Source organism: Bartonella sp. W8167 (assembly GCF_016100335.1).
Taxonomy (GTDB): domain Bacteria; phylum Pseudomonadota; class Alphaproteobacteria; order Rhizobiales; family Rhizobiaceae; genus Bartonella; species Bartonella apis.
The window spans coordinates 471,192-497,227 of the sequence record NZ_JACFSQ010000001.1; the positions used below are offsets into that span (position 1 = coordinate 471,192).

18 protein-coding genes and 2 tRNA genes are annotated in these 26,036 nt (G+C 44.7%); 6 read left to right on the forward strand and 14 right to left on the reverse strand.

Annotated features, from left to right (window positions below; translation table 11 throughout):
* Positions 1-19: 19 nt before the first annotated feature.
* The 7 genes from H3V12_RS01780 to pcaD form a co-directional block, all read right to left on the reverse strand.
* Positions 20-1,195: an ABC transporter substrate-binding protein gene (locus H3V12_RS01780; protein WP_198212373.1), complete on the reverse strand. Its 1,176-nt coding sequence runs from the start codon at positions 1,193-1,195 to the stop codon at positions 20-22.
* A 43-nt stretch (positions 1,196-1,238) separates the two neighbouring features.
* A complete protein-coding gene (gene pobA, locus H3V12_RS01785) occupies positions 1,239-2,408 on the reverse strand; it encodes a 4-hydroxybenzoate 3-monooxygenase (protein ID WP_343211696.1) in 1,170 nt (389 codons plus the stop codon).
* A gap of 204 nt (positions 2,409-2,612) precedes the next feature.
* Positions 2,613-3,656: a 3-carboxy-cis,cis-muconate cycloisomerase gene (locus tag H3V12_RS01790; protein WP_198212377.1), complete on the reverse strand. Its 1,044-nt coding sequence runs from the start codon at positions 3,654-3,656 to the stop codon at positions 2,613-2,615.
* Between the two features lie 284 nt (positions 3,657-3,940).
* Complete coding sequence (gene pcaG / locus H3V12_RS01795; protein ID WP_198212379.1) at positions 3,941-4,567, reverse strand: protocatechuate 3,4-dioxygenase subunit alpha; 627 nt, start codon at positions 4,565-4,567, stop codon at positions 3,941-3,943.
* Position 4,568: 1 nt separating this feature from the next.
* Positions 4,569-5,288: a protocatechuate 3,4-dioxygenase subunit beta gene (pcaH, locus tag H3V12_RS01800; protein ID WP_198212381.1), complete on the reverse strand. Its 720-nt coding sequence runs from the start codon at positions 5,286-5,288 to the stop codon at positions 4,569-4,571.
* A gap of 24 nt (positions 5,289-5,312) precedes the next feature.
* Entirely contained in the window at positions 5,313-5,708 is a 396-nt protein-coding gene (gene pcaC / locus H3V12_RS01805; protein WP_198212383.1) for a 4-carboxymuconolactone decarboxylase, read from the reverse strand.
* Positions 5,701-6,498, reverse strand: coding sequence for a 3-oxoadipate enol-lactonase (gene pcaD, locus H3V12_RS01810; protein WP_198212385.1), 798 nt, complete (start codon positions 6,496-6,498; stop codon positions 5,701-5,703). Before pcaD ends, pcaC begins: the two co-directional genes overlap by 8 nt.
* Positions 6,499-6,587: 89 nt before the next feature.
* Between pcaD and pcaQ the strand changes: the two genes are divergently transcribed.
* Complete coding sequence (gene pcaQ / locus H3V12_RS01815) at positions 6,588-7,511, forward strand: pca operon transcription factor PcaQ (protein WP_198212387.1); 924 nt, start codon at positions 6,588-6,590, stop codon at positions 7,509-7,511.
* Positions 7,512-7,641: 130 nt separating this feature from the next.
* Here the strand turns inward: pcaQ and pqqE are convergent, their stop codons facing one another.
* The 6 genes from pqqE to H3V12_RS01845 form a co-directional block, all read right to left on the reverse strand.
* Positions 7,642-8,736, reverse strand: coding sequence for a pyrroloquinoline quinone biosynthesis protein PqqE (gene pqqE, locus H3V12_RS01820; protein ID WP_198212390.1), 1,095 nt, complete (start codon positions 8,734-8,736; stop codon positions 7,642-7,644).
* Positions 8,733-9,038, reverse strand: coding sequence for a pyrroloquinoline quinone biosynthesis peptide chaperone PqqD (gene pqqD, locus H3V12_RS01825; RefSeq protein ID WP_198212391.1), 306 nt, complete (start codon positions 9,036-9,038; stop codon positions 8,733-8,735). Before pqqD ends, pqqE begins: the two co-directional genes overlap by 4 nt.
* Complete coding sequence (pqqC, locus tag H3V12_RS01830) at positions 9,035-9,793, reverse strand: pyrroloquinoline-quinone synthase PqqC (RefSeq protein WP_198212394.1); 759 nt, start codon at positions 9,791-9,793, stop codon at positions 9,035-9,037. The genes pqqD and pqqC overlap by 4 nt, the downstream gene beginning before the upstream one ends.
* Complete coding sequence (pqqB, locus tag H3V12_RS01835) at positions 9,786-10,721, reverse strand: pyrroloquinoline quinone biosynthesis protein PqqB (RefSeq protein WP_198212396.1); 936 nt, start codon at positions 10,719-10,721, stop codon at positions 9,786-9,788. The genes pqqC and pqqB overlap by 8 nt, the downstream gene beginning before the upstream one ends.
* Before the next feature lie 396 nt (positions 10,722-11,117).
* Positions 11,118-13,565 (reverse strand): membrane-bound PQQ-dependent dehydrogenase, glucose/quinate/shikimate family, encoded by a 2,448-nt coding sequence (locus H3V12_RS01840; protein ID WP_198212398.1) that lies wholly within the window; start codon positions 13,563-13,565, stop codon positions 11,118-11,120.
* 285 nt (positions 13,566-13,850) lie between these two features.
* Entirely contained in the window at positions 13,851-14,888 is a 1,038-nt protein-coding gene (locus H3V12_RS01845) for a LacI family DNA-binding transcriptional regulator (RefSeq protein WP_198212400.1), read from the reverse strand.
* Positions 14,889-16,287: 1,399 nt separating this feature from the next.
* Here H3V12_RS01845 and H3V12_RS01850 point away from each other — a divergent pair.
* Both H3V12_RS01850 and H3V12_RS01855 read left to right on the forward strand, forming a co-directional pair.
* Positions 16,288-20,049: an autotransporter outer membrane beta-barrel domain-containing protein gene (locus H3V12_RS01850; protein ID WP_198212402.1), complete on the forward strand. Its 3,762-nt coding sequence runs from the start codon at positions 16,288-16,290 to the stop codon at positions 20,047-20,049.
* Positions 20,050-21,026: 977 nt separating this feature from the next.
* A complete protein-coding gene (locus tag H3V12_RS01855) occupies positions 21,027-21,377 on the forward strand; it encodes a hypothetical protein (protein WP_198212404.1) in 351 nt (116 codons plus the stop codon).
* Between the two features lie 557 nt (positions 21,378-21,934).
* Here H3V12_RS01855 and H3V12_RS01860 read toward each other — a convergent pair.
* A tRNA-Asn gene (locus H3V12_RS01860) sits at positions 21,935-22,009 on the reverse strand.
* Positions 22,010-22,711: 702 nt separating this feature from the next.
* On the opposite strand from H3V12_RS01860, the gene H3V12_RS01865 reads away from it, so the two are divergent.
* The 3 genes from H3V12_RS01865 to H3V12_RS01875 all read left to right on the forward strand — a co-directional run bounded on the left by H3V12_RS01865 (position 22,712) and on the right by H3V12_RS01875 (position 25,608).
* A tRNA-Cys gene (locus tag H3V12_RS01865) sits at positions 22,712-22,785 on the forward strand.
* Positions 22,786-23,433: 648 nt separating this feature from the next.
* A complete protein-coding gene (locus tag H3V12_RS01870; protein WP_198212406.1) occupies positions 23,434-24,108 on the forward strand; it encodes a protein-L-isoaspartate O-methyltransferase in 675 nt (224 codons plus the stop codon).
* 126 nt (positions 24,109-24,234) lie between these two features.
* Positions 24,235-25,608 (forward strand): TolC family outer membrane protein, encoded by a 1,374-nt coding sequence (locus H3V12_RS01875; RefSeq protein WP_178391748.1) that lies wholly within the window; start codon positions 24,235-24,237, stop codon positions 25,606-25,608.
* Positions 25,609-26,036: the final 428 nt, after the last annotated feature.

A 26,036-nucleotide genomic window follows, 5' to 3' on the forward strand; every position in this document is an offset into this window, starting at 1 on the left:
TCCTCCCGCAAAAACGCGTTTAATCGGCGTTTTTCAAGCCCGGATCACCTTGATGCTCAAAGGTGCGGATTTCTTTATTATAATAGGTTCCGTCTTCCGCTTTCGTTACTTCACGCAAATAGATGTTTTGTGTCATGTGGCGGGTTTTCGGGTCGATAGTCACCGGACCGCGAGGGCTCATCCAACTCATTCCTTTGATGGCTTCAACAGCTTTTTCCGCGTCTTTCTTACCATTTGTCGCTTCAATCATTTTGTAAATGACATGTATCGCGTCATAAGCGCCGACCGCTGTGAAATTCAGTTCTTCGGGTTTGCCAATTGCTTTTCTGGCGTGTTCGACAAAGGTCCGGTTTTCTGCGGAATCATGCGATGTTGTGTAATGGAAAGTTGTAAGTGTACCGAGCGCGTTTTCTCCTAAAGCCGGTAAATCGGCATCCTGCAGGAGATCACCGGGTGCAAAAAACTGGATATTTGCAGCCTTTACGCCATTATCGACATACGACTTCATAAAACCCAAAGTTGTCGGGCCTGCCGGTAAAAAAGTAAAAACACCTTCTGCTCCTGAATCTTTTATACGTTGCATAACCGGACTGAAGTCATTTGTTGTCAGAGGCACACGAAGCGACTGAACGATTTTTCCACCGGCTTTTTCGTAGGCCTCTTTAAACGCGGTTTCAGCGTCGATACCGGGACCATAATCGGCCACCACTGTAGTTATTTTTTTCGCCCCTTTGTCAAAGGCAACCTGTCCCAGGGGATAAGAGACCTGCCATTGGGTAAAGGAAGTGCGTACAATATAGGGACTATGTGTCATAATCGTCGAGGTGGCGGCGTTCATGATGACCAAAGGCACATTGCCCTGTTTCAATAAAGGTGCCACTGCCATAGCATTGGGTGTGAAGAAAAAGCCGCCAATATATTGAACTTTTTCTTTGACAATCAATTCCTGTGCCAAAGATTTCGATTGTGCCGGATCTGTAAGCGGCAAATCGCGATAGACAAACTGGATTTCGTGATCACCAATTTTGGAACCATGGTCGGCGACATAGGTATCAATTCCGGCTTTAAAATTTTTCCCCTGCAACGCATAAGGGCCGGAAAAGGGGCCAATAATGCCGACTTTGATCGTATCGGCTGCCGAACCGGATGATAAAAATCCGAAAAGAATGAGAAATGTGACGATAAGTTTATTCATAATACCTCCCGAAATTATGATTCACTCGTTGATTGTCAGATTTTTAAAATGCGAGACCAGTATAGTTTTCTGCAAATACTGTTTGAGCTGATTGCGAAGAGACAAGATAATCATATTCCGTACGCTGCATACGCTGGTCGAATGCACTATAATCCGGAAAGCGGTGCAACATCATTGTTGTCGCCCAGGAAAAACGTTCGGCTTTCCAGATACGAGCCAAAGCCTTTTGTGAATAATGATCGATTCCGGCAGTCGAATTTTCGGTATAAAATTCGATCAATGCATGGGAAAGATAGCGCACATCACTTGCGGCAAGGTTGAGCCCCTTGGCGCCGGTTGGCGGCACAATGTGGCCGGCGTCACCAGCAAGAAACAGACGGTCGAAGCGCAACGGTTCGGCTACAAACGAGCGAAGCGGTGCGATGCTTTTTTCAAGACTGGGCCCCGTTTTCAATTTATCCGAAAGCGATTGGGGAATGCGGCGACGCAATTCATCATAAAAGGCTTCATCTGTCCAATCTTCGACGTGATCTGTCAGAGGAACCTGAAGATAATAACGGCTTCGTGTCAACGAACGTTGTGAGCATAATGCGAAACCACGCGGTGAATTCGAGTAGATAAGTTCGTCGTAAACCGGCGGTTGGTCGACCATAAGTCCCAGCCAGCCGAACGGGTAAACGCGCTCGTATTCTTTAACATATTCGGAAACAGTACGCCGGCTTACACCATGGAAACCGTCGCAACCGGCAATAAAATCACATTCGATAATGTGTTTCTTTCCACCCTTATGATAGCTGACGACAGCCTTATTGCCTTGATATTGGTCGATCGTGACATCTTCCGCTTCATAGACGCTGGGCGCGCCCGATGCTTTGCGTTTGTCCATAAGATCACGGGTCACCTCGGTTTGCCCGTAAACCATGACCGAACTTGAAACCAGCGATTTGAAATCTATTCTGTGACTATGCCCGTCATAGGCTAACATAACCCCGTGATGAATAAGCCCTTCGCTTTCCATGCGCTTTCCTGCTCCAGCTTCATTGATGAGCTCGCGTGCACCATTTTCGAGAATACCGGCACGAATGCGGCCAAGAACATATTCGGGAGTTTTGCGTTCGAGAATAATCGTTTCAATGCCCTGATTGTGCAGGAGTTGCCCTAACAACAAACCTGAAGGGCCTGCACCGATAATGACAACTTGTGTTTTTTCCACCTTTTCCTCCTCCATTTTATGACTGGATCGTCATCTTCATAAAAAATATTAATGCACAACAAAAACAGCAGGGGCGAACAGAGGGTTAACCGACAATATCCGCTGCTATTTCTTTATTCCTCAGTGTGCCGTAAAGAAGCCTGTTCGTTCACTCGATTGATTGCCCTTCGTAGTTCTCCCGCAATCTCATCGCGATAATGAGTACTAGATTCTCACCTCCTGAAATGACATTGTTTCCATTAGCTGCCGCAACTCTAACAAAGCTCCTCCCGATGTCACCGCCATTTGCGGCAAAACCAGCCATTCCAAGCTCCATGCAGCGCCCGATCTTTCGTTTTCATGGATGAGAGATTGTGCAATTGTGCCGAGAAGTCCGGCTTGCAACCGCGCAATAGACACGAGAATTTCAGCCTTAACAGGATTGTTTTTATGAGGCATTGCTGAAGATGTTCCGCTCTTTGCCAGCGCGATTGCGTGTACTTCGTTTTGCGCCATTAAAACAATATCCTGACCGATTTTTCCGAGTGTTCCCGTAATGAGACAGAATGTTTCGGCAATGTCGATAATCCGGCTACGGTCCGTCTGCCAGCTATTTCCATAATTGAGATCAAGCTTTTTAGCCATCAAGCGGACAATATCGCGATTTTTCACGCCGAAATCTGAATTATTGCCGATTGCTCCGCCGGTTTGTACAATAAAAAAAGTCGATTGCGCGTGGGAGAGCCTTGATTGATCGGCTAAAAGTGCATTCTTCCAGGACGAAAGCTTGTCGGAAACGGTCATCGCACGGGCAATTTGCATGCGTGTATGGGCGATGTAAGTTTGCGTTCCATATCGCTTTACCAAATCTTCAAGTAGCTCAAGAATGATGCTTAAAGATTGTTCCAATCTTTTAAAAACACGTTTTAACCTCAACATAAGCGCAGTGTCGACAATATCCTGACTGGTTGAACCTTTGTGGATTGACGTATCAAATGGCGTTTCGGCTTTTTTGCGAAGCTGTTTGACGAGTTCGGGAACGGGAACACCGTCACGTTGCATCGCTTGTTTTATGGCTGCAACATCGGGCTTGAAACCGGCGTAGAGTTTTTCAAGATAGGTTCCATGCGCTTCAGGAATAAATCCTGTTTCTTTCTGCGCAAATGCCAAGGCAGCTTCGACATCAATCATAGATTGCAATTCGGCGTCGATCGAAAACAGCTTTGAAATTTCGGGGTCCTCAACCAGACAATCAATCAGTTTTTCCAAAATTGCATACTCCCGATGGCTTCAAATTGTTTGTAACTTTGTAGCAAAGCCTTTTTATATTCGTTTTACGTCCAATTAGGCCAACGAACCTGTATGCTCTGTTTCGTTCAGCTTAAAAATTTCCGCATACAGAATTTGTCATCTATAAAAATATAGTTTTATCTTGATCCGTTCCGGTTTTTGACCGAATTGTTTGCGGCATATTGGCATGAGATCGTGATTTCAGAGATAAGTTACGCCAATGGAATGAAAAAACGTTCCATTGGCGTCCATGCTTTTCCAACTTAAATATCCAGAAAGACAGTTTCATTTTCACCTTGAACGATAATATTGAAAGTGAAGACTGTGACATTATCGCGTTCGGATTTTTTTGCGATCAACGTATTGCGACGTTTTTCAGAATCAATCCGGTTGAGGAGGGGGTCTTTTTTGTTCAACTCCTCCATATCGGAAAAATACGCACGCGTATGAAGGCCGATATTGATACCTCGTGCGCCAACCCAAACCGTTATATGCGGTGCCTGTTTGCGTCCATCGGGGTAGGGAGTAACACCCGGCCGAATTGTTTCAAACCGGAAATAGGCTTTATCGGCTGATGCCGGCTGCCGTCCCCATCCGGTGAAAGTCGGGTCGGCTTTGCCCCGCGTCTCGTTGACAGAATTATAAAGCCCGTTGGCATCGGCTTGCCAGATTTCAACCAAGGCGTCTTTAATCGGCTCGCCACCACCGTCAAAAACTTGTCCTTCGAGAATAATACGCTCGCCTTTTGTTTCATCTGTCAACATTGTCGAACCGAGATCATGGGGATAGACACCATGAATGCCGACATAATTGGGTGTTGCACCGATATGGATGTAGGGGCCAACGGTTTGCGAGGGAGATTCTTTGAGATAATGAAGTTCCTGAACCATATTAATTGCCCTCCATACGATTTTCAAACATTGTCGAACGACGCCCGCGAAGCACAATGTCAAACTTATAAGCCAAAGCATCCATCGGTATTGTTGCATTGCGATCGAGTTTTGCGATCAGGCGGCCGATGGCTTCCGGATCGGGAATTGTTTTGACAATCGGGCACTGCCAGATCATCGGATCACCTTCAAAATACATTTGGGTAATCAAACGCTGGGCAAATGCATGACCGAATATCGAAAAATGGATATGAGCCGGACGCCAATCATTCACACCGTTCGGCCACGGATATGCACCCGGTTTTATTGTACGGAACATGTAGAAGCCGTTTTCATCGGTAATGGTGCGTCCGCATCCACCAAAGTTCGGGTCAATCTCGGCAAGATAGGTTTCTTTTTTGTGCCTGTAACGGCCGCCGGCATTGGCTTGCCAGAATTCAATCAAAGTACCGGGAACGCCGTTGCCATTTTCGTCAAGAACACGCCCGTAAACCACAATGCGCTGGCCAATCGGCGAACCTGTCTTGGCATAATTGCGGATAAGATCATTATCCAGTTCACCAAGTATATCGTGGCCAAAAACCGGACCTGTCATTTCCGAGATTGTTGGTCCTAAAGAAAGCAAAGCATTGCGAGGTGACCGCAAAACACTGGTTTTGTATTGAGGTGTATATGCTGGTGGATGCCAATCTCTATCCCGCTGGATGAAACGTCCATTCATTTTTTCCTCCTCTTATCAATTCAACTATTGCTGAACACCAAGTTTGTGTAATTCTCTCTTGGCAATCTTGATTGCGCTATTGGCGCTTGGAACGCCGGCATAAACCGCTACATGCATGAGTGTTTCAACGATGTCCTGAGCGGTAGCACCGGTGTTTTGCGTGGCATTGACGTGCATGGCAAATTCTTCCTCGTGTCCCAAAGCTGCCAATAAAGCCAATGTCACAATCGAACGTTCCCGTTTGCTGAAGTGTGGGCGGGACCATAAACTGCCCCATGCGCCCTCTGTTATGAATGTCTGGAAATCGCTATCAAACGGCGTTGTATTGGCCACAGCCCTGTCAACATAGGAATCCCCAAGCACCTGCCGGCGCGTAAGCATACCTTTTTCATAACGCTCGTTTTTTCCATTTTCAGCCATGCAATTTCTCCGAAATAAAACTTCTCAATGCCTTTATTGTAAGCTCCGGCTGCTCTATACATGGTAGATGTCCGCAAGCAGCTATGGTTTGATAATCAGCATTGGCAAGGAGATCAGCCATTTGTTTGACCACTTGCGGTGGTGTCGACAGGTCGTTTTCTCCGACAATAACCAGTGTTGGCAATTTCAATTCAGCAGTCTTTGATGTGAGATCACTATCACGCAATGCAAAACAGGTGGCGCAGTAGGCTTTGGAACTGGTCCGTTCCAACATATTGCGGTAACACGCATAAGCATCGGGTCTTTTTTGCTTGAAATCGTGCGTTAGCCAGCGAGTCATGATATTTTTGCCGACAGCGGGAATTCCCCTTTCACGAATAATAGCAATCCTCTCGTTCCATGATTTATCGTCGCCAATTTTGGCAGCCGTATCCATCAATATAAGTCCGGCAACTTTTTCCGGATGATGATAAGCAAAATTTTGTGCGATAAGCCCGCCGACAGATAGTCCCACGAGTGTAATGTCGTCTTTCCATGAGACAGCATTGAGGAGTTCAAACAAATCTTTGGTCAGAAGATCAATCGAATAAGCTTCGTCTTCACCACCGGATAGTCCGTGACCCCGCTTGTCGTAACAAAGGCACCGGTAATCCTTTGAAAGATCGGTAACGACATCATCCCAAATGCGTAAATCTGTGCCTAGCGAATTGATAAAGACGATGTGACGACGTTTGTTAGCTCCGCTTATAGAATAATTTACCGCTATGTCATTTGCAAAACAGAATTTCATATCATCCCCTCCGATTATTACTTTAAAAAAAGTAAGTGATTATGTAAAATGATAAATTATGCTTGTAATATAATTAATGGGTTATAAGAATGATAGCCTTCCAACAGATCAGACTTCGCCATTTGAAGACGTTTCAAGAAGTTGCGAGGCAGAAAAGTATAAGTGCTGCTGCAGATGCATTGGCAATTACACAACCCGGCGTTTCCAAGACCGTTCGAGAATTGGAAACCATTCTTGATACAGAACTTTTCGACCGCAGTCATAGAACACTCCGTCTGACACCAGTTGGCAAGCGCTTTTTGACGCATATAGAAAATTCTATGCTGGCATTGCGTTTGGGAGTCGAAGAAATTGAAGAGACGCACTCGCCGGAAGCAAAGCCGCTCCATATTGGTGCATTGCCAACTGTGTCTGCGCGTCTGTTACCAAAAGCTATACAACGTTATATTGCTCGTAAAATAGGAGGCAGGCCGGTTATCGTAACGGGACCGAATAATTATCTGATCAATCAGTTACGCGATGGCAGGGTCGATATTGTCATAGGCCGGATGGGCGAACCGTCAGAAATGATTGGATTGCGTTTCGAGCATCTTTATTCGGAAAAAATCTGTTTTGCAGTACGTCCGGATCATCCGCTTTTGAAGCGACCCAATTTCGATCTTGCAGCGATGGGACAATATGATTTTATCCTGCCAACCCAACAATCGATTATTCGTCCGGCAGTAGAAAAACTATTGCTGATTTCCGATATGCCTCGCCTCAATATTGTTGCAGAAACTGTCTCGACTGCTTTTGGCCGTTCGTATACGCGTTCGAGTGATGCGATATGGGTGATTTCCGAAGGGGTAGTTCTGGAAGATATTCGTGCTGGTTCTTTAGTGGCCTTGCCGTTTGATACGTCCGAAACTTTGGGCCCGGTAGGAATGACATTGCGAACGGAAAGCAATATTTCACCGGCTCTTGAATTTGTGATGAATGATATCCGTAGCGAAGCAAACAATTTTCATCCTTGATACGGGGTCAAGAAAAAACTGTAACTATCCTGTTTTCAAATAGTTTTTCGTCAACAACGAAAGGAATGGAATGCTGTGTCGGAAACCTGTCGCAATGGAATTTGGTAAATTCGGCTAATACTGGTTATGATTATTGAAAGAGGCCTATGCGTCGGTATTGAAGCGGCGCATTGGCATGACTTGCTTGCTCTCCCAACTGTTTGATTTTCTTGTGAAATGGCGATTTGATGCAGGCGGGATCGGTTGCTGAAGCATCGCCTGCCAATGCCAGTGCCTGACAACGACAGCCACCAAAATCTATATTACGTCTTTTGCAGGAACGGCATGGCTCAGGCATCCAGTCAAAACCACGGAAGGCATTGAACGCACTTGAATTATGCCAGATTTCGGAAAGTGTTTTTTCTCCGAATTTATCAAACTGTAAGGTTTTAATGGTTCTTGCCGCATGACAGGGTAGAACTGTGCCGTCAGGGATGACGACAAAAGCATCACGCGCCCAGCCGCCCATGCATGGCTTGGGGTAATCGGCAAAATAGTCGGGAATGACATAGTCGATATTGATAACACCCCGTAGCTGTTCGCGATATTTTTCAACCTTGTCCATTTGTTTTTCAAAGTCTTCACGCTTGGGCATCAAAGCGTTGCGATTGAGTAATGCCCAGCCGGAATATTGAACATTGGCGATTTCTATGCGTTCGGCGTCAAGCTCGAGAGCAAGATCGAAATAGGCGTCAAGTTCGTCAATGTTGTAACGATGGATCGGAGCATTCAATGTAAGGGGCAGCCCCAGTTTACGGACAAGTTTTGCTGTAGCGATTTTCTTCTCGAATGCGCCTTTATAATGGCCTATCAATTCTGTTGTTTGCGGCGTTGTACCCTGTAGTGATAGTTGCACGTGATCAAGGCCTGCTTCTTTCAAAGCTTCCAATGTTGCTTCGGGCAAAGCAACGCCGGCGGTAATAAGGTTCGAGTAAATGCCGTTATCGTGAACGGCTGCAACGATCTCTACAAGATCTTTTCGCAATGTCGGTTCGCCACCGGACAAATGCGCTTGTAACACGCCGAGCTTTGCTGCTTCTTTGAAAAGCTTTTCCCAAAAGTTTTTATCCTGTTCCTGATCGGCTTTCATGAGTTCCAGAGGGTTGGAACAATAGGGACATTGAAGCGGGCATCGATAATTGAGTTCCGCCAGCATACTGATGGGAGGGAAAATTTCTACAGTCATATTTTTACGACAAGTTGGTCGGCCCAATCTTGTAAAAAGGAGTAAACATCGTCAATGATTTCGTGAACCGGAGCGTCATAGGTTTCGGATAAAGAAAGAGCAATCTCGCGTGCGGTTCTCTTTCCATCACAAAGCCGTAATATATCAAGTCCGATTTCATTCGGCCAAAATACTTTTTCCGGTGAAAGAAGTGCATAAGCTTTTCTCACCGGTTCGTATTGGATTCTGACGTGATGAAATAATTCCGGGCGACTTTCGTCGCTCAGAATTTTTCTTTGTTTTGTCAAACGGTCTGCCATCATTCGTTCGAGGTACCACGAAAAGCGCCAGGGGGAATACGTCCGGCTTCTCCGTAAGCATAATCCAGCGCATCAAGCATTGACCAGAGCACACCGGTTTTGAATATCAAAGCATCTATGACGGCCTGCTGTTTTTCGGGCGTGTCGGCATGTTCGCGCACATAGGCCAATGAAAAACTTGAATCCTTCGGTGCCTGCGTCAATCTCGGTTTGAAATAGGCCAATGTCTCTTCGCTCACATAAGGATATTTTGCCAAAATACCCGGAACACGTTCGGCGATGATTGTCGGTGAAAACAATTCCGTCAATGACGAAGCAACACCTTCGAGAAGCGGCCTTTGGCGACAGAAGTTAACATAAGCTTCGACAGCAAAACGCGTTGACCAAAGAGCCTGTCTTTCGCTTTTGACCATCTCTTCATCAAGTCCCAAACCGGTAGCAAGTTTCAACCAGCGCGCAACACCGCCATCCAGTCCGTTTGTGCCATCATGATCGCTAATCCTGCGACGCCATTCGGCACGGAAAACCGGATCTTTGGAATTCATCAGAATTGCCGCATCTTTTCGTGGAATGGCTGCCTGATAACAATAGCGGTTCAATGCCCAGGCTTGAAGTTGCAATTTCGTCATTTTGCCAGCCATCATCATTTTATGATGGGGGTGGTTGATATGGTAACGTTCTTTCCCGATCTGACGTAGTATTTTTTCAAGCTCATCAGGTGTCAAGCCATTGCGGGCGATATTATGATAATCAGTCAAAATTTATCTCCATTCCGTCAAATGCAACTTCCCAGCCGGATTGTTCGACTTCATGACGTTCAGCCGAATGATCATCAAGGACCGGATTACTATTGTTGATATGAATAAATATTTTTCTAGAAACTTTTGCGTTACGCCAGGCTTCGATAGCGCCGTCTGCGCCCGATATCGACATATGGCCCATGCGTTGTCCGGTTTTGGGGCCAAGGCCGGCTTTTATCATCTCGTCATCGCGAAATAACGTGCCGTCAAAAAACAGGCAATCGCTATTTTCTGTTTGATTTTTGACCAAGGAACTTACCCTTGCACAACCGGGAATATAGGAAACCGAGCGATTGTTTTCCTTGTCAAAGATCCTGACGCCGATTGTATCTTCAGTTTCCGAACCAAAATCTTTTTTCTTCTTGTCTTCCAGAAAAAGTGCAATTTTCCCCGGAACAGGAAAAGCCCTGATCTCGAGGCCGGTAGGTTCATTATTTACATCGGAAATCTTGGTCAACCTGTTAAGCGGCAATATTATTTTCTTGACTATTGCCGGATCCAGAATGTTGAAAACGGGATTATTGTCGAGCACATTGATAACCCGTTCTGTTGCGTAAATGACAAATGGTTGTCTTTCCCGCATGGTCAAAAGACCGGCGATATGATCAATATCGGCATTGGTGAGAACGACTGCTGAAATCGGTGTTGAACGCAACAGTCCATTCGGGTCGGGGAAAAGTTCCGGAGTCGAATTGATTTGCTGGCGTAAATCGGGCGAGGCGTTGAAGAGGATCCAATGTTTTTTGTCTGCCGAGGCAATGATGCTTGATTGCGTGCGAGGTAAAAAACCCGGTTGATGATTGCGCGCATTGCGGCTCAGATAATAATTGCAATTCCATTGCGGAAAGCCGCCGCCTGCTGCTGATCCTAAAACTTTAATATACATAATGAATTGTCTGATTTGGCATTTTTTTGACTTGGCGATATTGCCAAAACTTTGAAACAACCGGCATTAGAAATATTCTGCAAAAATATTGAAGATGAATATCCGGTCAATTCATATTTTAAACTTTACGGGTTAGATGCCGAAATGTTGTATCAGCCGACATAAAACCGAATGAAGTGCTACGCCTGCAGAAAAGGCTGCAGGCGTGGCGGTCATATTAACGTTTGTTCTTTACTTCCGCCGGCAAGTAACGGGAAATTTCCATTCCTGCAGCGACTTGACACATAGACGGTTTTTTCCATGTTTTTTTCACGGTTTTTCTCCTTCAATATTCGGGTTTATTGCTTCTGCCGGATAGACCGGAAGAAGCGTTTTAAAAAGGGCAGAATGTCCCTTTTATTTATTATCCGGCAAACTATAGGCGATGACCAGATCGGAACGGTTTTTGTTGGTTCCTGTCCGTGTGGCACCGCCCACAACGGCAACGATATACTGTTTGCCATCCTTGCCGATGTAAGACATTGGTGCACCTTGGCCACCGACGGGCAGACGCCCGCGCCAGAGTTCTTTTCCTGTGTCGTTATCAAATGCACGGATGTAATAATCAAGCGAACCGTGGAAGAAGGTCAATCCACCGCCGGTAACAAGCGGTCCGCCCATTGTCGGCATCCCGAGCGGAATGTAAACACCGGGAACAAATCCATGAACCGGTGCATCCTGAATGGAACCCAGCGGTACTTGCCATTTTGTTTTTCCGGTAACAAGGTCGATAGCCGTCAATGAACCGAATGGTGGTTTAAAGCACGGTACACCGAGTGGCGAAACAAACATAGAGCGTTCAACACCCCAAGGAGTGCCGGTTTGCGTTGAATATTCGCCTTCAGTTGTCGGCTTCAAACCGATTTTCTTGGCGACATCCTGTTTAATGAAACGGCCCCATTGTGCCATACGGATATCATTGACGATAAGCGTACCGGTTGAAGCGTCGATTGCGCCGCCACCCCAGTTCATGCCGCCATAATAGCCGGGGAAAATAAGAGTACGTTTCTTATCCGATAATGGTGTCCATTCGCCTTCCCAACGCATTGATTTAAATGCGATACGGCAAACGAGCTGATCGAAGATTGTGGCACCCCACATATCGGATTCTTTAAGTTTTTCTGTACCGATTGAAAGAGCCGAGAAAGGTTGTGTCGGTGCAACATTCATGCCCGGCATCGCATCTGTGGAGACAGCGCGTTGCTCGACCGGATAGACCGGTTGTCCATTGCGGCGGTCAAGTACAAAAATCTCGCCACGTTTTGTCAACTGGATGACAACCGGTACAACGGAACCATCGGGTCTTGGGAGGTCATAAAGAATAGGCTGGGAAGAAACATCATAGTCGAACTGGTCGATATTGGCAGTTCTAAAATGCCAGGCTTCTTTACCTGTTTTTATGTCTACCGCGACGATAGAGTCGTTATATTCATCCGAATAAGGGTGGCGATTACCTGTCCAGAAGTCCGGTGTCTGGTTACCTGTCGGGAAATAGACAAGGTGGAGTTTCGGATCATAGGCGGCAGTGCCCCAGAAATTCGGTGTTTCAGGCGCATAGGTCTGACCTGCGGGAAGCGGAGTGCTGTCTTTTGCACCGCGTGCTGCATCCCATGCCCAGAGAATTTTACCGGTAATGGCGTCAAATCCACGGACAACACCGGAAGGTTCGCCAACTGTCAGGTTATCGTTCAACCGTCCACCAACGACAATCACGCCATCGGCAACAAGCGGAGCAGACGTGATATTGTACGAGCCCTGATCACTTGTCGGCGGCTCTTTTGTAAGACCTACAGTCAGGTCAACAAAACCATTGTCGCCGAAGCCGTCACAAAGCTTGCCGGTTTCCGCATCAAGTGTGAAGAGACGTGCGTCAATTGTGGTTACAACAATACGTTTGCGGCAAACTGTCGGAAGGGCAGCCTCAGTATTGCTGCTGTGTTCATTATCACCGTTTGATGCTGAATGATTGGCAGCAGCTTGTTCATACTGCTCAGTGAGGTCCGTATAGCCAACGCCACGGCATCTCTTCCAACCTTTTGTACTCTGGAAGATTTTCGGCTTCGGATCATATTTCCATTTTTCAATTCCGGTTGTTGCATCAAGTGCAATAATCTTGTTGAGCGGCGTGCAAAGGTAAACTGTGTCATCCACTTTCAGCGGAGTGACCTGATATTCCGCTCCGTCGATTGCAAGATCGCCTGTATGATAAGTCCAGGCAACTTTCAAATCCTTGACGTTGGATTTGTTGATCTGGTCGAATTGTGCATAACGGTTGCCTTTGGTGTTGCGCCCCCATGCAGGCCAATCATTTCCACTGTCCTTGCCGGCATCGCTATAGACAACCGGTGACTTTTCGCCACTTGCTGTTACCAATGCATGCGGACGCGGCATATTGGCGAGAACCGCAATAACAGCGATGGCGAGTACAACAGAACTGATCGTTGCGAACATTGCTGAAAATGACTTTCCGCCATTTTTCTTGAGCAATGCCGGCGAAATAATGGAAACGACCAAAGCAAAAACAAGAAATACCATAATTCTTGGCACAAGTTGCCAAAAATCAAAGCCGACTTCCCAGAATGCCCATAAAAGATCAACTATGAGAAGTCCGTAGGCAACCCATAAAGCCGTTGAACGGCGTCTATAGACATCAAAGCCGATGACGATCATGGCTATACCCGCAATGGCATAAAACCAGGAACCGCCCAATGCTATGAGCCAAACACCTCCAAAGGTGAGCGCCAACCCTAAAAGTAGGGCAATAATACCAAGGACGCGAAGCGCCCAAACTTTCCAATTCGTCATTTATACTCCCAATCTTATTGGATTACCCCAGCGTTTAATCAAGTAACGAACAAATTTTCGGCGCATTGCTTCGCTAGATTTTGCCCGCTTGCTTAACCGACTAGCAATTACATTGAGAAAACAAAGGTCTAAAACCTTTCAAAATGCACTCAGCCTGAAAATACTTGGACCCTATTTAAGCTGCGACATTTTGTCTCTAATTTTGTCTAGTCTGACAATAGCAGAGCGGCAAGATGTGCTGTTTCACTAAAATGACGCAATTGCCGCAATTAAAAACTTGCCTTTTCAGATATTTGTTTTGCAAAAAATTTTGAACTCGGGCTGCTTCAGATGCATGCCATGATTTCCCGCCAAAATCGGGGCTGCTGCATTGGCTATTGCCCATGCAACTTGTGTGTCGGCATCTTGATCAAGAACGAAGTCAATCACGTCTTGTTGAAGGAGCAGCTTGTGCTTATCACTCAACTCATGGCTGATCCACTTTGGCCGGTTCGGCATTTTTTTCAAAATATTGCCGATAGCGTCCGGTGAGTGGACTGTTGAATATATTCCTACGATATGATGCTTTTTGAATGTCTCGAGCACAATTCTACTCGTCATATCGTCATCTTCATTGGTTTCGTGAATGATGACCGGATAACGCTGGTCGATTATTTTCAGAAAGCCGACAACTCGATCGCGATGTTCCCGCCTTTTCATAGAGCCTTGAATAACAAGAATCTCTCCGTCATCACGTAATATTCCATTCATCAACTGTCCGGCAGTTTGTCCCTGAACAAAATTGTCAACGCCACCATAAAGATGGTCGACATCAATCGGTACGTCATTGACAATAGTAACAATTTGCTCGCCACGTTTCGCTACTTCAAGAAGTGCAGGGATTGCAGCTTCATCCGATCCGGCTGCTATAATCAGTGCATTGCGTTGAAAAGGGGGCGTCAGAATTGCTTTATAAAGACCGTCATGGTCCCCTTCGGGAATGAGCGTACGGTGCAATGAAATATATGACGGTAAATTGCGGGCGTGAATTTGCGCAAATGAATCAATTTCACCCCACAAGGGTGAATGGTTGTGGGGCCCGTTTTTAGGAATAATAAGTTCGATGCGGTATGTACCATGCCAGAGATCCGGCAGAACGCGTTTTATGCCAAGTTCCCGTGCAGCAGCAATAATTTTTTTGCGGGTTACTTCCGATACGCTTCCACGTTCGTTCAAAACACGATCGACCGTGCTTCGGCTCATCCCTGCCAGCCTTGCAATATCGGATGTATTTACACGTTTAATGGCTGCTTTTCCCAAGTTTGAATAGGCTATGGCTGACAAAAACTCTCCTCCCGAAAATATATCCCGAAAATTGATATCGAAATTGCATTGAAGAAATACTGCAATCCTTTTTCAACGACCTGAAAACACACTGAAGCAGATCAAACGTGTCCGGAATTAGGAATATCTAGAACACGATGAGCTTTTCGATTGACGTTTTGCATCTCTTTAAAAATGGAGTTTAATAATAACATAAAGCTTGATTTGAAAATCTGTTTTCCCGCCCTGTAACAATTTTTTGAAGAGATGAAATATTTTTAGAAACAAATATAATATTGTGAATGGCTATTAATTCAAGTAAATAAACGTGAATAAATTATCTAATATATATTATGAAAAACAGATTAAATTGGATAGTATTATTTTTTATTATTAAAATATATTAATATGTAATCAATTTAAAATTATAAAAATTCCTCTCATATTATTATTCGGTTTTTCAAATTGCAAAACCTCGCAAATTCTCGGGGCGTTATTCAACCTGTTCACCCTGATAAATGATAATGCCGGACAGGATGCTTTCCGGAGGTTTTGCCTGAAATTTTCATGACCCATATGTTTTTTATGGGCTCTTTTTGTCGGCTCCTTTATATCGGCTACGCTTGTAGATTGGGTATTTATAACGCCGTCTATTTCAATTTCTATCATCACCTCCACATGTTGGCTTTATAGAGTCTGCGAAACGTGTAATTTTTAACCTCGTTCCCACAGAACGCGTCACACCTTATTTCATTGCAAATCGCTTTTGTGAGGCACAACAGCGATAGTTTAATCTGATCTTCATCCGGTTTTCGACACCAGCAATTGGTGAGTGATAAACTTCAATCAATCGGGATTTTTTAAAAAATTCAGCTCGTTTTAAAACAGGTGGCGAGTAATCGGATTTTTGTCCGGTTAAAACAAGCTTGAACATTGCTGCCGACAGATCGGACGTATCTGAAAACGCGTTCAATAACGGTCATCAGGTCGGTTATCAATAACATTTTGAATCGTTGGATCAGCTCTTGATGCGTCGCGAAAGCGATTTCTGATTTAATCGAATTGGTTATTGTCTGAAAGTATTAGAGATTCGCTATGAAGGCGCGAAGCTTTGATGTTGAATATTGACGATCAAAAACATAATCCACTCTAGGTTGATTTATCTGTTTGAATGCTAGAAAAACCAAAAAATGACGATTTTTCATTATTTTATAGAGATTTAGATTATAAGAAGAAGAATTTTTTCAACTATAAATGAAAAAAACTGTGATAAATTAGCCAAAGAACAGCATAAAATTAACTAAAACGATTTTTTTCTGCTTGTTCTGCACTTGAATTTATGTGCGTGTTATGCTTCTGAATTTTAAAAGGAGCTGGTCTGTCGTTATCAGCAAATAATTCTCAACGGGGCATTTTTACAATGAGTAAAAAATATTTCAGTACAACAGTGTCTGCTTTAACATTGGCATTGGCATTTGCGGGGTCGAATACGACTTCAGCGTGGGCTGGAACAATTAATTATAATGGTACTCAAGGCGATTACGACACATACCATAGTGAAAAAAACGGAACCTACGTGACAATTCACGAGAGTGACGTGAACAATATAGTTACAGTAGATAATCCGAGTAAGTTAACAGATGACTATAAAGCTCCTGATACCGTTGCAGGAGCATCGGCAACTAATGCTTCAGGAAATACCGTTAATATCCAGGGAACTGCGAAAGTTAATGAGGATGTTTATGGAGCAATCGTCGGAGACGGTGTTGCTGAGAAAAATAAGGTTGTCATAACCGACGGCCAAATTGGGGGCCGGGTAATGGGCGGCACTTCCAATGCCGGCAGTGCCAACAATAACAGCGTCGAGTTCTCAAAAGGCAATGTTACCGGAATGATATACGGTGGATTTGGGAAGACCGGTTCATCTGGCAACACTGTGACACTAGATGGAGGAACAGCGTCCGCAATTATTTTGGGTGGTGCTTCGTCAAGTGGAGATGTTAAAAATAATTCGGTTGTGGTCAAAAGTGGCAGCTACGGAAAGAATATTTACGCCGGTTACACGGACGCTGAAGGCGTAGTTGACAACAACACATTAACCCTGAGTGGTGGTGAGACTACTGCTTTTGTTGCAGGCGGTACATCTTCCAAGGATGCATCTGTTTCCAATAATCACGTCATTATGGATGGAACGGCAAGAGCATCAGGCATTGCAGGGGGATTTATTTTCGACAAAGCTGAAAAAAGCGATGCTATTGGAAATAGCGTAACCATTTCCGGCACCAGCGAAGTAACAGAAACTGCTTATGGCGGAATGGTTGACGTAGGTAATGGTTCAGCAAAAAATAATGTGACAACGATTTCCGGCGACGCAAAGGTTGTTGAAGCCGGGGGTGGTAATGCGCTAAATGGCGCAGCACAAGGAAACAAACTCGTCATCAATGGGGGAACTGTTACACTTGGCCACGGCGGGTTTTCACAGACCGGTTCGGCGTTACAAAATACGGTTGAAATGTCGGGGGGGACAGTAGAAAACCAGATTATTGGCGGGCGTTCGCAAAGTGGCACCGATCCGGATGCTATCAGCGTGTCAGATAATCAGGTTACCATTACCGGTGGAACTGTCAAGAAAGATGTTATTGGCGGCGGAGCCGACACAGCGGGTAATGTGACAGGTAATGCCGTTACCATGAGTGGTGAGGGAACAAACGTAAAGGGAAATCTCGTTGCCGGTGCTAGTAAATTGGGCGATGTAACCGGTAACACTGTCAATTTAAATGGCGGTTCGGTCGAGAATTTCGTTTACGGGGGGCAAGCAATGAATGGTCGTGCCGATCGTAACATAATAAATGTTACCGGAGGGTCTGTCGGACGCAACATTGTCGGCGGAGAAAGTAACAAGGGTACCGATAAAAATCAGATTCATGTTTCTGGCGGGACAATCAATGGGCAGATTACAGGGGGATATTCAACAGACAGTGCAAGCACAAATAATGTTGTCACGGTCAAGAATGTCACTGTTACAGGTAATCTAACTTCCGGCTACGTTGAGAAGTCGGAGAATGGCGAAGTATCGGGTAACGCCGAAGGCAATTCGCTTACGATTTCTGATAGTGCGACTGTTAATCAGGTTACCAGTGGTTATACACAATATGGCTCGGCGTCAAACAATACTTTGTTGGTGACCTCGAATGCAACAGTCAATACGTTTGCCGTGGCAGGTGCTTCCGAAAATGGTAATGTGAGCGGAAATTCGCTCACTATTAATGGGGGGGCACATTTGGCTGATTATGGCGTTGGTGGTAAAACACTTATTGGTGATGCGACAAATAACAGCGTGTCGATCGAAGATGCGACTATTGATGGCAATGTTTACGGTGGTGTTACGTCAAATGGTAATGCCACGAATAATTTGATCACTTTAACAGGTGGAAATGTAAAAATCGGCGGCACTGTTTATGGTGGTTTTTTTGACGGCGAGGTCAGATCGTCTGCAGATGTCTTTACCGGCAATACATTGAACCTCGTTCACTTCCGCGGCGAGTTGGGGGGCATTGAAAACGTACAAAATTACAACTGGGTTCTGCCAAAGGACGTTGTCAATAATGAGACTCTGGTTCACATAACCGGCGGCAACCCCGTTAATCTTGCCAATACGACGCATACTGTTGCAATTGAAAGCGACGGTAATCGCCTGTCCGTTGGCGACAAAATTACGCTTATTGATAAAGTTGCCAACGCGTCGGCGTCTAATATGGAAGTCAAACAAGGCAATTTCCTGATCTATGACATGAAGGCAGAACAATCCGGTAATGGTTATGTTCTAACCGCTCAAAATAGTCAGGCTGTTAAAGAGGAAAACTCTGGCAATAGCAACAATGCAGGAAACAACGGCGGAGAGAATACGTCCAACAATAGTGGTAGTAACAATTCCAATGGTACCGGCAATAATAGCAACAATGCAGGTTCAAACAGCGGAGATAATACAGTAGGTAACAGCGGCAATACCGGTGCTAACAATGGGACCAATGCCAATCAAAACAATGGCAATGGTTCCGGCAACACTTCTAATACCGACAATTTGCCTAATGTTAATATCGGTGGTAATAACAACACCGGAAATACGGCACATGGTGAGCAGGGCGAAAGCGGCAACCGCGAGCTTGCGGGTCGTCTTAACCCACAAACGAAAGCATTTTCGGAAGGACGTGCAGCATCTCTGGGCTTCTTGAATCAGGGCGCAGACTTGATAGCCAATGCCGGCATTCGTGCAGCCAGAAGTTCTGTTGCAGAGGGTGGCAATAATCCATGGCAGATGAATTTGATGCCGTTCTTTGTTATTGACGGTAGCTCGAACCGTTATGAAACGGGAAGCCATGCAAATGTTGACGGTTTCAATATGGCTGTCGGATTGGCAACCGGCTTTGACCTTGCAGACAAACATCCGGTAACGCTCGGTGCATTCTTTGAATATGGCCGTGGTACATATGACACCTATAACAGCTTTGCCAATTATGCATCGGTTCATGGTGACGGTGACACGCACTATACAGGTGGCGGTGTTCTCGGCCGGATTGATTTTGCCGGTACAGGCTTAGGTCTTGTTAACAAGCTTGACGCGGGTCAGGCGGACGGGCTTTATGCGGAAGCATCGTTCCGTGCTGGTCATCTTGACACCGATTTTGACACGGATGACTTGTTGGGTGAATTCGGCGAGGGGAGTGATTACGACAGTGGGGCGGACTATTACGGCCTACATGGTGGTGTCGGTTATGTCATGAATTTTGACGAACGTAATTCGGTTGATGTCTATGGCCGCTATTTCTGGACAAAAGTCGATAGCGAAACCGTTGATGTCGGTCGTGACCGTTTGCACTTCGATGAAGCAGATAGTTCGCGTTTACGCATCGGTACCAGATATACGATGATTTATAACCAACAGCTCAAGCCATATGTCGGTATTGCTTACGATCATGAATTTGATGGTGAAGTTGCAGCCCGTGCTTATGGATTGAAGCTGGACAAGCCATCGCTTGAAGGTGACACAGGCATTGTTGAAGCAGGTATTTCGATGAAGCCTGTCAGCACGATTGATGCTTTGAGTGTTGATGTAACCGGTCAGGGCTTCATTGGCAGACGTGAAGGCGGCGGTGGCGGTCTCAAGATCAAATACCAATTCTGATCAACCTTCATCAATTTTGATTTTAATAAACTATTTTCCGGAATTTCAGGAAAATTGAATATTGAAAGCCTGTGCTTTTTCATTTGGAAAAAGTGCAGGCTTTCTTTTTTATAGTTGTTTATGCTCGATTATTTCCTGTTTTCACCGAGTGATATGAATGGAGGGAGTGTCGAAATTTTAAAACGAAAATTTGTGATTCCACGAAAATCAAAAAATTCTATTTGGAAATTTTTCCAATCCTGATAATATTTGTATATTAAAAGTATTCATAAATATTTACAAAAAGTATATTTAATCGAAAAAATAATATCGAATATATAAAATTTGATATATTATAATTATTTAAAGATATATATAAAAATATAATATATATTTTTATATATAGAATAAATAATTTTATTTCTAATCTTTTTATGGATGTTTTTTTGAGCGATAATTTTGAGCGATAAATTGGGAAAAAACGTTTTATACAGATTTTTTAAAAAGTGGGAAAATAAGGAAAGTGATATTGCCGGGTTATGTATGATGCGGAAATATGCCGGTCTGCTAAAATTCCGGCATCGGCATTGAGACCGGCAGTAATCGAAGTTATTAAAACCTGTACAATGTATCCCGTATCATTAGGTTGTATGTCGGAGCTCTAAAAAAATGTTCAAACTTCACATTGCAAACAAAAACTATTCCTCATGGTCGCTCCGCCCGTGGGTTCTTATGAAAACATTGGGGATAGAGTTTGAAGAAATAAAACATTATTTCAAGCAGGATAATTATAGTCAATTTAAAGTTTTTTCACCTTCGGCAAGAGTTCCAGTTCCATTGATGGCACGATCACTGTTTGGGGTAGTCTTGCAATAACAGAATATTTGTATGAAAGTTACGACAATGTGTGGCCGACAAACCGTGTTGCGCGAGCTTGGGCGCGTTCGGCCGCTGCTGAAATGCATTCGTCTTTTCAGGCATTAAGGGCACAATGCCCGATGTCGGTAGGTGTTATTGCGAAACTGAAAAAACTAACCCCGGAACTTGAAAATGATATTCGTCGCGTGGATGAACTCTTTGTATCCGCACAAGAAAAATTCAATGGGCCGTTCCTTGCCGGAGACAGATTTACTGCTGTTGATGCGTTTTTCTGTCCGGTGGCATTCCGTATCAAAAACTATAACCTTAAATTAAGCAGGAAATCGATGGGCTATATAGAACAACTCATTGCACTCTCTTCTATGCAGGAATGGTTGCAGCTTGCATTGGAAGAGCAGGAGACGGATCCGATGGAGGAGCAACAACTTGATCGATACGCTATTCGCATTAAAGATCTCAGGGACATTTGAAACGCCGTATAGAGACGCGTCTAAAGCCCGTGCGATACCGCAATAATACCGACCCGATCAGCAACCTGAATTCGAAGAATTGCTGCGTAGCCTTAACTCGACGAATGGTTACAGAAGAGCTTGAAAAGCAACTATACTTGCTGTGGAGACAATTTAGATCCGTTTTAACGATGAAAATGCACGGATCACATAATAGAACATTCTAAACCGGAAAAGAGCCGGATAGCTTCTGCCCTGTGGTTGTAAACGCTAGGGCTTTAAAAAAAGCCGAGCAAATCAAATACTCAGAACATTCAAGGTAAATAACCGGTTCAGCAATTGACGACGCATGTTATGCTGCCCATGCACATGCCTAAAACAAACCGCTTTCAATATGAACCATGTCCGCCTATGACCTGAAGTGAAGAGAGCTATAATGACCGGGAAGATTAGCACAAGAAGCAATCACAAAACTTCGGGAAAACTGCAACGGTTTTTTATTTTCGCATCTCTTCCAACAATTTCCGCTTTAAAAATTTCACGGTAAAACAACAATTTATAAACAGGAAGAAGAAAAATGGCTCCCCGGGCCGGATTCGAACCAGCGACCAACCGGTTAACAGCCGGTGGCTCTACCACTGAGCTACCGGGGAACGATGCTCATTTGTGTGATGCAGCAGGGCTATAGCAAATGAATTTATGTTTTGCAAATAGGGAAATGCTATTTTTTAAAAAAAATCTGAATAAGTGTTCGGGATACTGCATTTATAGCACTCACACAGGGGGAAAAACGCCATTCTTGCTTGTATGTCGAAGAAGCAAATAAAGCGTGACGAAGGAAGAAGTAGGGCGAGGCTCATGCACCGAAGTGGTGGTGAAGCCATAAGGAACCCCCGTTGCACGTCCCAACCGTATTTTAAGAGATAACGGGAGATAAATTTCGTCATTAGAAATAAACGAAATTCAGAGAATATAACATCGTTTAGAGAAGGCGGCTTGAGGACAGCAATTCGAGTCTCATGCGGGAACTATTCGTTTGTCGAAATTAACTCATTATCCGGATGAATAAATTTGATCATTGCATTGATAACACGGATTGCAAAAAGAACTTTTCAGCACAGACAATTTTTTAAACGTTAGGGTTATGTTGATCGGAAATGCAATCGGATAAAAGGTCAGAGAATAATTTGGAAGATAAGCATGTGACACAAACGATTAGCGAAAACAGATTTGAGTCCGCTGTCGAATTTGTCTTCCAATAATGTGCAAGATTTAACAGAAAATCCGCATATTCAGTTATAGGGTGTCTTGACGGAAGCGTTTGCTTAACTTAATGACCTACGTGCATTTTATGAGGCCTCGTGGCGGAACGGTTACGCAGAGGACTGCAAATCCTTGTAACCCGGTTCGACTCCGGGCGAGGCCTCCATTTAGTTCCCCCCATTGGATCGGTTTTTCTGAACAGCCAGATTCTTCTACAAGTAGCCGATGTCTACATGCGATTTGCCTGACCGGCTTTTAGTTCCTTAAATTTCATCAACATCCGGTGATGCGGCACTATAGTTTAAGTCTGTCAGACGGAAGATGTTTATTTCAGAAAAATTGTGAAATGATAGCTGTTTCCAATCGACCGAATCGTCAATTTCATTTTCATTCGGAATATTCAATCGGAAGCAAAAATGTTGGCTTGTTACACCGACTTTTGTTGAGCTGTCCGCTGTTGTCGGTCTTAAGAATTTAGGTTTATAACTCTATGCTTTCAGGCTTTTGTAAAGTCGGACATTCTCGAACTCGGCAACATGAATGAGTGTCAGTAAAAAATTGACTTAATTCTATCGTGCTTATCACTTGATAGATTTTCTCAGAACTTTTTCATGCGTATTTTATATATTTATGTTATAGCTATGCACAATTGGATCACAAAGGTCTGATGACGTATTCCACTTGATTTCGCTAGTGAAACAACGAGTTTGCCAATGTTGTGATTGACTGAAGCGATGTTTTTTGCGACATCTCGTCGGGTTATATATATTTCCGTTAAAATGTTGCGTAGTGGGTATAAAAAGGAAAATCGGTTATGGCAGCAGATTTTGCAATGCTAAGGCAGAGAATGGTCGATGGGCAGATTCGTACAGTTGATGTGACGAAACTGTCCGTGCTCGCCGCTTTTTTGTCTATTCCCCGCGAGAAATTTGTCCCCGCGAAATTTGAAGAACTCAGTTATTCGGACGAGACAATTCCGTTGGCAGCGCCTCGTGCAGGCGGGTGCGGACGCTATTTGATGAAACCGGCGGCTCTGGCTAAATTGCTGCAGGCAGCAGATATTAAATCCGAAGATATTGTGCTCGATATTGGAGCAGGTACAGGTTATAGTGCCGCGCTTTTGTCAAAATTGGCAAGCTCTGTTATCGCACTGGAGCAGGATGAAAAACTTGCTGCAATTGCCAATGAAAATATGCAAAAAGGCGGCTATGACAATGTTGTTGTCGTAAGTGGCGAATTGACCAAAGGCTATGCTGAAGAAGGTCCGTTTGATGTAATCCTCCTTGAAGGGGCGGTTGATTTTATTCCGGAGGCGCTATTTGCACAATTGAGGGAAGGCGGTCGTCTCGTGGTTGCTGAAGGGCATGGAAATTCTGCTGTTGCGCGGGTCTATATGAAAGAAGACGGAGTCGTTTCTGCACGTCGAATATTCAACCTCGCAATCAATCCGCTGGAAGGTTTTCAGAAAAACCCGGAATTTGTTTTCTGAGATATCTTTGAAGGGTTGCGCTTGTGCAACGTTTAAGATTTTTAATGAACTGACGCATTGCATTTTTTGGACGGTCAGGTAAATAGTAGCAACTCGTCCATGCAAGATGGATGATTGTGAATTTATATGAATAGAGGTGTAGCTGTGGTGAAAACAAAAAAAGCTCTGTTATCGGCTTTGTTGCTATCAGGCGTTGTTTTTGCGTCGCACCCTGTGCATGCCGAAACGCTAATGGGGGCTCTTGCCAAGGCTTACACAAATAATGGTAATCTGAACAGTGAAAGAGCGAGCGCGCGTATTCTTGACGAGGATATAGCTATCGCAAAATCCAATTTCCGCCCGCAAATCGAGGGTTTCGGTTCTTATGCCCGCGGCCGTAGTGCTGCCACGACCTATTATACAACGACCGGGTCGTTGGGGGTACAATTAAGCCAGAAAGTCTTTGATGGCTTTGTTACCAAGAACACGGTCGCTTCAGCAGAGGTCAAAGCACAGGCCCAGAGAGAATATTTGCGCAATACCGAGCAGAATATGCTGGTCAATGCTGCAACCGCTTATGCAAATGTTTTCCAATACAGGCAAATTGCCGAATTGCGTCGGCAGAACCTTGCAGCGCTTGAAGAACAGGTTCGCGCTGACAAGGCCAAACTTGATGTCGGTGAAGGAACACGTACAGATTTGGCTCAATCCGAAGCAGCCCGTTCAGTTGCAGTCTCCGAGCTCAGCCTTGCACGTGCCGATGTGAAGTCGGCAGAAGCTGTATATCGTCAGGTTATCGGGGCTGATCCGGATAAACTCGAACGCCCGCCGGTTTCTAAAGCACTGCCGGGTTCGCCGGATGCCGGATATAAAATCGGTGCAGCGACTCACCCTGCAATTTTATATTCAAAATATCTGATTGACGCGAGCTCCTACAATGTAAAAGCCAAAGAAGGCGCTTTGCTTCCTCAGGTGGATTTGTCCGCAAGTACATCTTATAACCAGATTTATAATGGTCCCGGTGACGGTGGTCGGTCGAATTCCGTTGGCGTGTCGATCAATGTTCCTATCTATCAGGGTGGACGGACGTCGGCACAAATACGCCAGTCAAAGGAACAGCTCGGTCAGGCAAGAATACAGCTTGATTTGGCACAAGATAGCGTTCGTGAAAATATGTCGTCATCCTGGTCGCAATTGGAAGGGGCTCGTGCTTCTGTCATAGCCTATCGGGATAGTGTTCGTGCTGCGGAAATTGCACTTGATGGTCGTGTTCAGGAAAACCGCGTTGGACAAGCGACTACATTGGATGTGTTGAATTCGCGCACGCAGCTCATTGATGCCCAGATTTCTTTGGTAACGGCAGAACGTAACGTAGTTGTCGCAAGCTACAATGTCCAATCGGCAATTGGCAAAATGACAGCTGATCAATTGGGACTCCGTGTTGTCAAATATGATCCTGAAGAACACAACAAAGCTGTGAAGGATAAATGGATCGGCGTACGTACACCGGATGGTCGGTGAATTTTCCGGTCCAATAAAGTTTGTTGAATAACCAACGGGATATCCGACCCCGACAAAATTCTTCAACTGATTATAAAAAGGCACATTTTTTTTAAAATGTGCCCTTTTGTTTTTATAGTTGCTGCGCCGGAACTGATGGTTCGAATGCCATTATCAGTTGAAGAAAAACGGATAACATCCTCTGGATTCATCATTTTGTCGACAACGTGCCGACTCGTTCCATCATGATAAAAACATATGGCTCGCAAAATAAAAATCACGGAAAGCATTGGTTATTCGTGGACACATGTTTGGAAAGTTAAATTCGCAATACCAATAGAAGACCATTCATCAGTAGGTCATCGGACGCTATTGAAGTTTTTTTTCTTCCATTTCCGAAATTCTCATTTTCATGACACGGTATCGGACAACTGATGCTGTTTTCGGAA

What these genes read in the sequence shown, in the direction of transcription:
- H3V12_RS01780 (WP_198212373.1), bottom strand. Translation starts at nt 1,195, where the DNA reads ATGAATAAACTTATCGTCACATTTCTCATTCTTTTCGGATTTTTATCA.
- pcaG (WP_198212379.1), bottom strand. Translation starts at nt 4,567, where the DNA reads ATGGTTCAGGAACTTCATTATCTCAAAGAATCTCCCTCGCAAACCGTT.
- pcaH (WP_198212381.1), bottom strand. Translation starts at nt 5,288, where the DNA reads ATGAATGGACGTTTCATCCAGCGGGATAGAGATTGGCATCCACCAGCA.
- pcaC (WP_198212383.1), bottom strand. Translation starts at nt 5,708, where the DNA reads ATGGCTGAAAATGGAAAAAACGAGCGTTATGAAAAAGGTATGCTTACG.
- pcaD (WP_198212385.1), bottom strand. Translation starts at nt 6,498, where the DNA reads ATGAAATTCTGTTTTGCAAATGACATAGCGGTAAATTATTCTATAAGC.
- pcaQ (WP_198212387.1), top strand. Translation starts at nt 6,588, where the DNA reads ATGATAGCCTTCCAACAGATCAGACTTCGCCATTTGAAGACGTTTCAA.
- pqqE (WP_198212390.1), bottom strand. Translation starts at nt 8,736, where the DNA reads ATGACTGTAGAAATTTTCCCTCCCATCAGTATGCTGGCGGAACTCAAT.
- pqqD (WP_198212391.1), bottom strand. Translation starts at nt 9,038, where the DNA reads ATGATGGCAGACCGTTTGACAAAACAAAGAAAAATTCTGAGCGACGAA.
- pqqB (WP_198212396.1), bottom strand. Translation starts at nt 10,721, where the DNA reads ATGTATATTAAAGTTTTAGGATCAGCAGCAGGCGGCGGCTTTCCGCAA.
- H3V12_RS01840 (WP_198212398.1), bottom strand. Translation starts at nt 13,565, where the DNA reads ATGACGAATTGGAAAGTTTGGGCGCTTCGCGTCCTTGGTATTATTGCC.
- H3V12_RS01850 (WP_198212402.1), top strand. Translation starts at nt 16,288, where the DNA reads ATGAGTAAAAAATATTTCAGTACAACAGTGTCTGCTTTAACATTGGCA.
- H3V12_RS01855 (WP_198212404.1), top strand. Translation starts at nt 21,027, where the DNA reads ATGTCGGTAGGTGTTATTGCGAAACTGAAAAAACTAACCCCGGAACTT.
- H3V12_RS01870 (WP_198212406.1), top strand. Translation starts at nt 23,434, where the DNA reads ATGGCAGCAGATTTTGCAATGCTAAGGCAGAGAATGGTCGATGGGCAG.
- H3V12_RS01875 (WP_178391748.1), top strand. Translation starts at nt 24,235, where the DNA reads ATGAATAGAGGTGTAGCTGTGGTGAAAACAAAAAAAGCTCTGTTATCG.